Raw genomic sequence first — 12,323 nt, forward strand, 5'->3', positions numbered from 1 at the left:
AATCGGCCACTCATCAACTCAATGAACACCCGAATAAGACAAAGATACAGAATATGATTAGTTAACTAATCTAGTTATCTTGTAAACTTCCTAAACTATTTTCTGCATAACCGATTAAATTTGACCGAGTAGCTTACCTGATCTCCACCCGTAATGAAACAACTGGCGGGTTTGGAAAACATGGCATTCCCTATTTAGTGAATGCCAAGGTTACACTTAGGTGGGAAGAGAAAGATTCATATTTTCCTACCTAAGAAAAAAATAAACGGGAAGAAGGTCGATTGTCTTGCAGGAGAAAAAGAAGGGTAGTTCTTACTTGAAGTCAAAAGACTTGCTTCCAATCCACCACAATGAGAGAAAGATAGGTGTTCGGGGATTTTTTATGATGTGGATTGGGATGGCGATTCTGCTGGCAACTTTCGACATTGGTGCATCAGGTATACAAGGTATTTCGTTGCCATGGGTTGTGTTGGCAACGCTAATCGGTTGTGTTGCTATCGGTGCCTTTATTTCTCTAATTGGTGATATCGGGGTAGAACATGGATTGTCATTTCCAGTCTATATGAGGGCACCGTTTGGAACAGTGGGGACACACATTCCGTCCGTTACAAGGGCGGTAACAGCTTCCTTTTGGTTTGGGTTGAATACGTATTTTGGATCAACTGCTATCAATGCGATATTAAATACGATGAATCCGAGTTTTGATAATTGGCTTTTGTGTTACATTGTGTTTGCATTATTCCAGCTGATTAATACGGCATCTGGAATTAAGTGGGTGGAACGATTTGCTGATTTAGCAGCCCCGATTATTGTCATTTTTTCTTTAATAATATATCAAACACTAACGACGGAAATCACCAGGCAAGGAAGTAATGTCTGGGACTGGGTAGCAAGTCCGGTGACTGGAGGGGTTGCTATTACTGCGTTTATGGTAGTTATTTTTGCGAATATGGGATTTTGGGCAACGCTGGGATGTGATATCCCGACCATTTCACGTCATTTTAAGGCGCCTAGATATGAAAGAAATTGGTTTAAGCGAAATAAAACAACGCTTATTGGAACTCTCATTGCTATGCCTATAACAGAAGCATTTATGATTATGATTGGTGCGGCTGCTTTTATTGTGGCGGGTACTTCTAATCCGGTTACGGCTCTTCAAGATACTGCATCTGGTTGGATGTTGGCAATGTTACTTCTTATGATTGTTTTAACACAATGGTCTACGAATACTGCAGCTAATGTTTTGCCCGCTGCTGCAATATTCTCTAATGTGTTGGGTCCGAAAGTTTCTCATGCGATTGCTGTCTTTGTCGTTGGAATTGTGGGTACGATTATACAGCCTTGGAGTGTTTATGAAATATTGACCCAAGTTCTTTTAATTATCGGTGCTGTGTTATCGTCCGTTAGTGGAATTCTCTTTGCCGATTATTATTTATTAAGAAAACGAAGGGTGAATGTCCCCGATCTTTTTGATACAGAAGGTCAGTATCGCTTTAATGGGGGCGTAAATATTGTTGGATTTATTTCTTGGGCTGTTGGTGGTGTGATTGCAACGATATTTATGACGTATTCCTTTATCATTGGTTTCGTGATTGCAGCTGTCATCTACTATATATTTTCGAAATATTGGTACTTTAGGAAATTCCCGCAAGCTGAAATTTCTTATCCGAGTGATAATGACTATTTAGGGATTACTGTAGGACGGGATTGGTTTATTGTAACTGATTCAAACCTTGATTATAAGAGTGAAGAAGGAAAGTAAGGTAGGAGGGGGATCGATTTGTCGAACTATGAGGATTTTATAAAAGAAAAACAAGTGATTGATGAATTGGTAAAACAAAATTATGTTATTAAAAACATTCAAGGAACCTTAGAAGGTGATGTAGTTAAGTTTGAAAAGCTAGGTAACACCGCTGCTAGGAAGTCCATTCGACTAACCAATCCTGATAGTAGAAAGTATGTGACGACGCTATTGATTAAGGGAAAGTAAAGATTATAGATGGAGGGAGAAGTCATGCAAAAGCAAAAAGTGCTTATAAACGGGGAAAGATTAAAAGATACATTGGAAGAATTTGCGGACATTGGAAGAACAAAAAATAACGGGGTCACCCGATTGGCGCTAACCGATATCGATATTCAAGCTAGAAATCATTTCAGGTCTGTATGTGAAGAGCTTGGAATGACAGTTAAGTGGGATGATATGGGGAGCATGTATGCGACACTAGAGGGAGTAGATAAGGATAGCCCCCCAATAGTAATGGGATCCCATTTAGATTCAGTGGAAAAGGGGGGAAGATTTGATGGTGTTCTTGGTGTAGTGACAGGTTTAGAAGTTGTACGTACCCTTGTTGAAAATAACATTAAACCACAAGTATCAATTGTTATCGCGAATTTTACCAATGAAGAAGGCGCAAGATTTGAACCTTCTATGATGGCATCAGGCGTGATGTCGGGCCGTTTCGATAAAGGTATGATGCTCCAGTCTACTGACAAACAAGGGATTACATTTGGGGAAGCCCTAAAAGCAAGTGGCTATGAAGGGGATAAGGCGAATCGGTTACAGAATGCAAAGGCATTCATTGAACTCCATATTGAACAAGGTCCTGTATTAGAAAATGAAGCAACGGATATCGGAGTGGTTGAATGTGTGGTGGGGATGTGTTGTTATGAAATCGAAGTAACTGGGGATTCTGACCACGCTGGAACAACTCCAATGCCAATGAGAAGGGACGCTCTTTTTGTAGCAAATCATTTAATAAATGAAATACGTGAAAAAATGAGTAAATTGGATTCAGACCTCGTTTATACGATTGGGAGAATGGATGTAAGTCCTAATATTCATACGGTTATTCCAAATAAGGTTGTATTTACAATCGAAGCACGTCATAAAGAAGTAAACACTATTCGGCAAGTAGAGAATATTATTCAAGGTCTTACCGAATCAAAAGGTAAGGAAAAATGTGAGGTGACCGCAACAAAACTTTGGGATCGTGATACGGTTTGGTTTAAGGAAGAACTTGTGGAATCATTGGAGAATTCCTGCACGTCCTTGGGATATACATTCAAGCGTATGCCGAGTGGTGCTGGTCATGATGCACAGTTTATTGCCACTTATCTTCCAGCCGCCATGGTTTTTGTTCCGAGTGTTAATGGAAAGAGCCATGCAGAGGATGAGCTTACATCTTGGGAGGATTGTGAAAAAGGCGTTAACGTTGTATTGCAAACGGTATTGGATTTAATTGGTCATAGATGATTCTATGACCTTTTTTAGCGAAGGTATATCAAAAACTACCTATTCGGTGCTGTAAACTATCATTCTATTCTAATAATTTATATAATAGCATTAAGAGATACCTTCTCTATTAATAATAGACAATGAAGGTTATTCATATTTTTAGACAAGTATAGGAGTGACTAGCGTGAAATCACAAGTTATTCAGTCTTTTGGTGAACCATCTGTTTTTCAATTGAAAGAGATACCCAAACCTGAACTAAAACCGGGACATGTACTTATTCAAGTGAAGGCTACGAGTGTAAACCCTATTGATACGAAAGTTCGTGCTGGTGCGGTTCCAGCTGTTGCACCTGAGCTTCCAGCGGTATTACATGGAGATGTGGCAGGTGTGGTATCTGAAGTTGGTGAAGGAGTAACCGAGTTTGAAATTGGTGATGAGGTGTTTGGATGTGCGGGTGGATTTAAGGGGACTAGCGGCGGTGCACTTGCAGAGTTTATGCTAGCTGATGCTGATTTACTTGCACATAAGCCGAAAAATTTGACGATGGAAGAAGCAGCAGCTTTACCATTAGTTTCCATTACAGCTTGGGAAGCATTGTTTAATCGTACAAGGCTTATACCAGGGCAAGATATATTAATTCATGGAGCCGCTGGAGGTGTAGGACACATCGCCATTCAACTTGCCAAATGGGGAGGGGCGACAGTCTATACAACTGCTTCTTCACAAGAGAAACTCGAGATTGGCAAACGTCTTGGTGCTGATGGAACGATTAATTATCGTGAAGAAAAGGTTCGTGACTATGTACAGAATTATACAAACGGAAAAGGATTTGACGTGGTGTTTGATACGGTGGGTGGCGAAAATCTTGATCGATCTTTTGAGGCGGCAGCGGTGCATGGAACGGTAACAGCCATTGCTACCCGTTCGACTCATGACCTTTCCCCAGTGCATTCAAAAGGACTATCACTTCATGTTACCTTTATGTTGTTAAAGATATTAAACAAAGACATGCATAAACATTATGGAGAAATTTTGCGGAAGATTACAGGATTGGTTGAAGAAGGGAAGCTGCATCCACTTTTAGATTCCAACATTTTTAACTTCGATGAAGTATCAAAAGCTCATGAATACTTGGAGTCAGGCAAGGCAGTAGGGAAAATTGTTTTGAAAAATAGTTGGTAGGATTTTAAGGTTTGAAATGCTTTAACAGGTCGAAGGGACAGATTTATCGTCTTAACAAAGGTTAGGGACAGTAAACCTGTCCCTATGTCTGTTTCTTTAGTGAATGGGCTGCTAGTGCAAGTTCAATTGCTTGACGGTTTATTGGTTCCATATAACCTTTTCCGAGTAGTTCTTCAATTTTTTCCAAGCGATGGTAGAGGGTCTGACGAACGATAAATAATCGCTCGGCAGTCTCTTTTTTTGACCCCAAACAATTTAAGTATGTTGATAGTGTACCTAATAGGTTACTCTTGTTTTCATGATCATGCCTAATAATGGGCCCCAAGTATTCATGAATATAATCTTCTAGTTTTTGATTTTCAAGTAAGTTCAATAGAATGCGATAAACCCCGATATTTTCGAAAAAGTATGTTTGTAAAAGGTTAGAAGATTGAATAAAGATGACATCTTTAGCTTCTTTATAACTCTTGTTTAATTCTGTGTAATCATTTTTAATATTACTAATCCCGAATCTACAGTTCTTTCCTATTAATATTTTTTGCTCCTCGATATTTCCGATCTCTTCTATGATTCTTGTAAATCTTTCAGTATCCTTCTTTGCTTCTTCTTGTTTAAAAAAAGAAGCAATGACCGTGATTTCATTTTTACTAACGGATAGGGAAGGTATAAAACCATAGCTTTTAAATAAAGATCGAATCATGAGAGATTGTTGCAATTTGATTTCTTCCCATTCTCCATCTTTCAACTCCATGTCAGGTGAGGCCGTTTCTATGAGGAATAATCTATAATTAAAATTCTTTGCTTGAGCGGGTAAAACCTTTTGAATATCGTCTGCTGCACAATCTTTACCTTGTAATAATTTACGAATGAGCTCTTCCTCTAGATTTTGTTTTCGTTCTTCTATTGTTCGGTTACGGAGCATAATTTGCGTGATGGCTAAAATTGCACGATCGATTAAAGAATGGGAAAATTCATCTAAATCTTTTTTGTTACGTTTAACGAATAAGTTACCACAATTATTTCCAACTATTTTTATTGGGAAGTTGGTATAATCCGTTTCTTGCAAAAAATTACTTTCATATAAAGGAGTGTTTGTTACATTCTGTCCAATGGATGTCTTAATAGATGGAATGTCATCCTTTACAAGTGGCGGATAATAGTATGTTTTGGAATCGTCCGTTAAAAAAATAACTGGAATGTCTAAATGGGAATATAACTCTTTTAAAATTTTTAAAATACCATTTGGCATTAAGGATAGCTTGTTAACTTCTTGGGAAAATATATTGATTTGATTTAACCTATGATGGTGGTGATTAATAATGAGTGTATGTAGATCTTGTGTAATATCGACAAATTTCACAACAGTATCAAAGATAATTAGTGGAATATGATGGGCATTTCCATATTGGATAATATCTGGATGAATGGTTTTCACGTGGGTTCCAAGTTCTATACAAATACCAGCAATATCTTTCTTTCTTAATTTATCAAGATAAATGATTCCGTTTGGTGAATCAAAGTGGATACTAGAACCAGTAGTTAGAATCAGCTCTCCCCCATTAATGAAAGACTCAAATTCGCTTATTTCTAAAATATGGGTCCATTTCACTTCGCGATTCAACCCACCATGTCCCGCAACCAGTTTGCACTCTCGAAATAATCCTCTTGAAAGAACATCGTTAACTGTAACCTGCCATTTTTCCATCTTAAAGTAACCCCTTTCATATTGTAAAAGAGAAATGATAAAGATTTAACATAATGTAAATTGAAAAGTCGCTTTATTTAGTATAGAATAAATTGTGTAATATGCCCAATATTTTGTCAAATTTGATACTTTAGAGAAATGGACATTATGTTTATTTAGCAAGATAAGGGAGGAGATGTTAGATGGAATCAGTAGAAAAGAAACAATCATTAGTGGAAAGGGATCGTCAAAATGTTTGGCATCATATATCCCCATATAGTGAAAAGAACCCACCAATGGTCATTAAAGAAGGAAAAGGCTCATGGATTACTGATGAACAAGGAAACCGTTATTTAGACGGAATGTCAGGTCTTTGGTGTGTCAACGTTGGTTATGGTCGTGAAGAATTAGCACAAGCTGCTTATGAACAAATTAAGAAAATCGCATATATTCCAATGACACAAAGCCATGAACCTGCAATTAAATTGGCAGAAAAGCTTAACGAAATGCTTGACGATGATTATATGATTTTCTACTCCAACAGTGGTTCCGATGCAAATGAGGTAGCATTCAAAATCGCCCGACAATACCATCAGCAAAATGGTGATCCGAATCGTTATAAAGTCATTTCACGATACCGTGCTTACCATGGTAGTTCAATGGGAGCATTGTCTGCTACTGGTCAAGCGTTAAGGAAATATAAATATGAACCTCTAACTTCTGGATTTTTACATGTCAGTCCTCCAGATAACTACCGTAAACCAGAAGGAATTTCGATAGAAGAATACAATATTCAACGTGCAGAGGAAATTGAACAGACAATTATTTGGGAACAAAAGGAAACGGTTGCAGCAGTTATTATGGAACCGGTCATTACAGGTGGCGGTATCCTAATACCACATCCAGTGTATGTAGAGAAGGTTCAAGAAATCTGTAATAAACATGGTGTCCTGTTAATTATTGATGAAGTTATTTGTGGCTTTGGTAGAACAGGGAAAGCGTTCGGTCATAAGCATTTTAACATTAAACCAGATATCATTACGATGGCAAAAGGACTTACAAGTGCCTATTTACCGTTATCTGTAACAGCTGTTAGGAAGGATATTTATGAATCATTTAAGAGTGGGGAAGAAAATAGTCATTTCCGCCATGTCAATACATTTGGAGGCAACCCAGCAGCTTGCGCCTTAGCTCTTAAGAACATTGAAATCATGGAGGAAGAAGGCCTATTTGATCGCTCAGCGCAGTTAGGGGATAGACTTTTACAAGAATTGGATGAATTACGTACACATCCTTATGTAGGAGATGTGCGTGGTGTTGGTTTAATGGTTGGGATTGAACTGGTAGAAGATAAGATTTCAAAAGAGCCAGCATCGAAAGAAAGAATTGGAACGATTATCGCAGCATGTAAAGATAATGGGTTAATTGTTGGGAAAAATGGAGACACAGTTGCCGGTTATAATAACATTTTAACGTTGAGCCCGCCTTTGTCTAGTACCGATGATGATATTGATTTTATGATTGCAATTTTAAAGAAAGTATTTAAAGAAAATATGTAATATAAGAATGAAAAGGGGTATAAACATGAGAATCGGAATTCCAAAAGAAATAAAAAACAATGAAAATCGAGTAGCTATCTCACCTTCTGGGGTAGATGCCTTAGTCGGTGCAGGACATGAAGTGGTTATTGAAAAAGGAGCAGGCTTAGGTTCTGGGTTCTCGGATACAGAATATCAAGATGCTGGTGCACGAATCGAAGCAAATAGGGAAGCGGTTTGGTCACAAGATATGATCATGAAAGTAAAGGAACCTCTACCAGAGGAGTACGGCTATTTCCGTGAAGATCAAATTCTATTCACCTACCTTCACCTTGCTGCTGAGCCTGAATTAACGAAAGCGCTTACGGATTCAAAAGTGACAAGTGTTGCATATGAAACAATTCAGGAAAAAGATGGTTCTCTTCCATTATTATCGCCAATGAGTGAGGTGGCAGGAAGAATTGCCGCACAAATTGGGGCGCAGTTCTTAGAGCAGCCAAAGGGTGGAAAAGGGATTCTACTAAGTGGTGTGCCAGGTGTTAGTCGCGGGAAAGTAACGATTATTGGTGGTGGCGTAGTAGGAGCGAATGCGGCTAAAATCGCTATCGGTTTAGGAGCGGATGTCACCATCATTGATTTAAATCCGGCACGTTTACGTGAACTCGATGACTTATTCGGAAACCAAATCCAAACGATGATGTCGAATCCGCTAAATATAGCAGAATCGGTAGCTGAAGCAGATCTTGTAATTGGAGCAGTATTAATTCCAGGAACAAAAGCTCCGAAACTCGTAACAGAATCGATGGTAAAAGCAATGAAGGAGAAATCTGTCATTGTAGATGTTGCCATTGACCAAGGTGGAATATTCGAAACATCGGACAGAATCACAACACATGATAATCCAACCTATGAAAAACATGGTGTTGTCCATTATGCAGTAGCCAATATGCCTGGTGCGGTTCCTAAAACAGCATCACTAAGTTTAACGAATGTAACCTTGCCTTATGCGTTAACCATTGCCAATAAAGGAATTCAGAAAGCGGCACAAGATAATGAGGCAATATATAAAGGAATTAATACAGTGGCAGGACATGTAACATATAAAGCAGTTGCAGAAGCACATGGGTTAGATTATCGAGAAGCAAGTACTCTTTTTCAAAGGGAAGAAAAAGTTGGAAGTAAGTAGAAATTATAAAGTAGGGGGGGACGAAAGTGAAGGCTGTTACAGTAGAATCTATTCCCCATTATATTAATGGGGAAAAAGTAGAAGGAAAAAGCAATCGCTATGGGGCTGTTTACAGTCCCTCAACAGGACAGAAGATTGCTACCGTAGCTTATGCAACAAAGGAAGAAGTGGATGAAACGGTAAGACTTGCAAAAAAAGCTCAAATAGAGTGGGCTAAAACATCAGTAGGCAAAAGAGTACAAGTTCTTCACAAATTCAGACAATTGCTCGTGGAGCATACAGAAGAAATGGCCCAATTGATTGGAAAAGAAAATGGAAAGACGATTTCAGATGCCAAAGGAGAAATTAGTCGAGGCATTGAGTCCGTGGATCTAGCCATTGGTGCACCACATCTAATCAAAGGAGAACATTCAGTAAATGTTGGTGGCGATATTAATTCGTATTCTATGAAACAACCATTAGGTGTTGTGACATGTATTTCTCCTTTTAACTTTCCAGTCATGGTCCCATTAGCAATGAGTACGATGGCGGTTGCGGTTGGAAATGCGATGATCCTAAAACCATCTGAAAAGGTTCCGTGCTCAGCCCTTTTTATATCGGAACTATGGGAAAAAGCTGGATTACCTTCTGGTGTATGGAATGTTGTGAACGGGGATAAAGATACAGTTGATGCTATTATTACTCATCCAGACATTGAAGCTATAAGTTTTGTTGGTTCTACGAAGGTCGCTGAGATTATTTATGAGACAGGTACCAAACATCACAAACGCGTCAATGCTTTTGGTGGTGGAAAGAACCACATGGTTATTATGCCAGATGCAGATATTGATAAAGCAGTGGATTCCTTTATCGGAGCAGCTTATGGAGCAGCTTCACAGCGCTGTATGGCGATTTCAGTTGCGATGCCAGTAGGGGAGAAAACAGCGAGAGTCTTTACAGAAAAATTGAAAGCAAAAGTCGAAAATTTAAAAGTCGGTACGTATGATGATGAACATGCTGACTTTGGTGCTGTCATTAGTGCGGAAGCGAAACAAAGTATCCTTCAATCCATTGACGATGCGGTAAAAGAAGGAGCGAATATCCTTGTTGATGGTAGAAATCCGGAAGTAGAGAATAATGAAGGATTCTACCTTGGTCCAACATTACTTGATCATGTTACACCAGAAATGAACATGTATAAGGAAGAAGTATTTGGACCAGCGCGTATCATTGTGAATGTGGATACCATAGAAGAAGCGATTCACTTAATCAATGATCACCAATATGGAAACGGTGTAACAGTATTTACGAATAGCGGCAGCCATGCACGGAAATTCACACAAGAAATTGAAGTAGGAATGGTTGGAGTTAATGTACCAATTCCAATTCCTGTTGGCTATCATAACTTTGGTGGTTGGAAAGGCTCCAGATATGGGGAAGGACAAATGTTTGGACCAGATACCGCTCGCTTCTTTACAAAAACGAAAACTGTTTCAGAACGATGGTTTGATTTAGACGATAAAGATAGTGAAACAAACTTTGATTTTCCTAGTAGTTAAATAATATTGGGTCGTTTTGACCCAATATTGTTTTGTTTAAATTACTGTAAACGATTACATATCATTATATAAATTTAAGGCTGTGAGGTGAAAGTATGAGAAAGTATTTTCAGTTATTATTAATTGTACCTTTTTTAATGTGTGTGTTGTTACCATGGGCTAATCGTGTAGAACCATATGTGTTAGGGTTGCCATTTTTACTATTTTGGATTGTCTTATGGATGCTCCTATCTTCATTCATTTTATTTATCGTGTATAAATTAGACCCTGAAAATGAAGGAAGTGAAACTGAATGAATTCAGCATTAATAATTATTTTTTTATTTGCAGCGATAGCTTTGTATTTAGGGATTAGGGCTACATTTGGAAAGAAAATGAATGTTGATGAATTCGCTGTTGGCAATAAAGGCTTCGGTACGTTATTCATTTTCTTATTAATCGCAGGGGAAGTATACACGACATTTACGTTTCTAGGTGGTAGTGGATGGGCATACTCGAACGGTTCAGCGGCTTATTATGTCCCAATGTATATTTGCTTAGCATATGTGTTGTCGTATTGGGTTATCCCAAAAGTTTGGATCTTTGCCAAAAAAAATAACATCATTTCACAGCCACAATATTTTATGAAGTCGTATAACAGTAAAGGGTTAGGGATTGTTGTAGCGTTTATTGGAACTATTGCATTAATTCCGTATATCGTGATCCAACTAAAAGGATTAGGGATTATCGTCTCGGAAGCATCATACGGAGCTATCACACCTACAATGGCATCGACAATTGGTGCAGTCATTGTCACAATGTATGTTGTGATTTCTGGTATTCATGGGTCAGCATGGACCGCAATATTGAAAGATATTATGATTTTATTTGTTATTGTATTTTTAGGAATTTATATTCCGTATCATTACTTTGGTGGGATTCAGCCGATGTTTGAAGCGGTCCAAGCAGTAAAACCAGATGCGCTTACACTGGCCCCAGAGGGATACAGTGTATCATGGTTTATTTCGACTATTGTATTAAATGCATTTGGATTCTATTTATTGCCACAGACATTCACTGTAATTTTATCGGCGAAGAGCCCAAGTACATTAAAGAAAAATGCTGTGACATTACCTTTGTATACAATTTTAATTTTATTTGCGTTCTTTATCGGATTTTCGGCGATTGTGCAAGTACCGGGGCTTCAAGGGGCTGATGGTGACTTGTCACTATTACGTTTAGTGACACAAACATTTGATCCGTGGTTTGTTGGAATTGTCGGTGGTGCGGGTTTGCTAACGGCGCTTGTACCGGTATCAGTGATGATAACGTCAGGGGCAATTGGTTTAATGACGGGCTTCTACAAGTTAATCAAGCCAAATTCAACCGATCGTCAGCAATTAACTGTGTCAAAAGTGTTTGTTGTATTGATTATTTTAACTGCGTATATTTTTGTGTTGAAAGGAGGTAATGCATTAGCTATTTTAAACATTATGTCGTACGGGTTAATCACACAATTAGTACCAGCAATGGCTTTCAACTTTTTCAATTCAAAGTATATGAACAAATTTGGTGCAATGGCGGGGATTTTAACAGGGGTTTTCATCGTATTGTTTAATGCGGTAACATCATTTAAACTTGTTAACATTTTTCCTAATATTCCGAGTGTAATCAATGATATTAATATAGGGTTTGTAGCAATTCTTGTAAATATCGCTGTTGGTGTGATTGTCAGCCTGTTAACAAATTCGATTGTCCGTAAACAAAATCAATCTAATATGCCAGATGAAGTAATAAATTATTAATAAGGGTTTAATGGTATGCAAACATGTAATTTACCACATATAAAATCATTAATTGAACAGTTTAGTCAATTTGGAAGATAAGAAAAGAATGGTGTCACTGGACTTGCTTATCAAAAGAAGATATCGAAGATCGTTATTTTTAACAAAAAATGTGAAGTAGTGATGATACTAGAATG

General features: G+C 38.1%; 10 protein-coding genes. 9 read left to right on the forward strand and 1 reads right to left on the reverse strand.

Translation table 11 applies throughout. The features are described from left to right. The first annotated feature begins 286 nt into the window (after positions 1 to 286). From ACFQ18_RS09615 to ACFQ18_RS09630, 4 genes are all read left to right on the forward strand, one after another. On the forward strand, positions 287 to 1,762 hold the full coding sequence (locus ACFQ18_RS09615; protein WP_060668053.1) for an NCS1 family transporter: 1,476 nt from the start codon (positions 287 to 289) through the stop codon (positions 1,760 to 1,762). A gap of 18 nt (positions 1,763 to 1,780) precedes the next feature. Continuing rightward, entirely contained in the window at positions 1,781 to 1,990 is a 210-nt protein-coding gene (locus ACFQ18_RS09620; RefSeq protein ID WP_047184303.1) for a hypothetical protein, read from the forward strand. Between the two features lie 24 nt (positions 1,991 to 2,014). Beyond that, the gene (locus tag ACFQ18_RS09625; protein WP_204798186.1) at positions 2,015 to 3,253 is read left to right on the forward strand and encodes a Zn-dependent hydrolase; all 1,239 of its coding nucleotides are present in this window, start codon (positions 2,015 to 2,017) and stop codon (positions 3,251 to 3,253) included. Between the two features lie 166 nt (positions 3,254 to 3,419). Further along, positions 3,420 to 4,418 carry a zinc-dependent alcohol dehydrogenase family protein gene (locus ACFQ18_RS09630; RefSeq protein WP_047184301.1) on the forward strand — a complete coding sequence of 333 codons (999 nt, stop codon included), beginning with the start codon at positions 3,420 to 3,422 and terminating at the stop codon, positions 4,416 to 4,418. An 82-nt stretch (positions 4,419 to 4,500) separates the two neighbouring features. Here the strand turns inward: ACFQ18_RS09630 and ACFQ18_RS09635 are convergent, their stop codons facing one another. Then, positions 4,501 to 6,123, reverse strand: a complete 1,623-nt coding sequence (locus tag ACFQ18_RS09635) for a PucR family transcriptional regulator (protein ID WP_047184300.1) — start codon at positions 6,121 to 6,123, stop codon at positions 4,501 to 4,503. Positions 6,124 to 6,305: 182 nt separating this feature from the next. Here ACFQ18_RS09635 and ACFQ18_RS09640 point away from each other — a divergent pair, with 182 nt between their 5' ends. The 5 genes from ACFQ18_RS09640 (at position 6,306) to ACFQ18_RS09660 (ending at position 12,147) form a co-directional block, all read left to right on the forward strand. After that, complete coding sequence (locus tag ACFQ18_RS09640; protein WP_060668050.1) at positions 6,306 to 7,661, forward strand: aspartate aminotransferase family protein; 1,356 nt, start codon at positions 6,306 to 6,308, stop codon at positions 7,659 to 7,661. Between the two features lie 25 nt (positions 7,662 to 7,686). Next, positions 7,687 to 8,826, forward strand: coding sequence for an alanine dehydrogenase (ald, locus tag ACFQ18_RS09645; RefSeq protein WP_047184298.1), 1,140 nt, complete (start codon positions 7,687 to 7,689; stop codon positions 8,824 to 8,826). 26 nt (positions 8,827 to 8,852) lie between these two features. After that, entirely contained in the window at positions 8,853 to 10,364 is a 1,512-nt protein-coding gene (locus ACFQ18_RS09650; RefSeq protein WP_060668048.1) for a CoA-acylating methylmalonate-semialdehyde dehydrogenase, read from the forward strand. A gap of 95 nt (positions 10,365 to 10,459) precedes the next feature. After that, positions 10,460 to 10,660, forward strand: coding sequence for a DUF3311 domain-containing protein (locus tag ACFQ18_RS09655; protein ID WP_060668047.1), 201 nt, complete (start codon positions 10,460 to 10,462; stop codon positions 10,658 to 10,660). Beyond that, positions 10,657 to 12,147 (forward strand): sodium:solute symporter family protein, encoded by a 1,491-nt coding sequence (locus ACFQ18_RS09660; RefSeq protein WP_204798187.1) that lies wholly within the window; start codon positions 10,657 to 10,659, stop codon positions 12,145 to 12,147. Before ACFQ18_RS09655 ends, ACFQ18_RS09660 begins: the two co-directional genes overlap by 4 nt. Positions 12,148 to 12,323 lie beyond the last annotated feature (176 nt).

The organism is Oceanobacillus caeni (assembly GCF_042678465.1).
GTDB lineage: Bacteria > Bacillota > Bacilli > Bacillales > Amphibacillaceae > Oceanobacillus > Oceanobacillus caeni.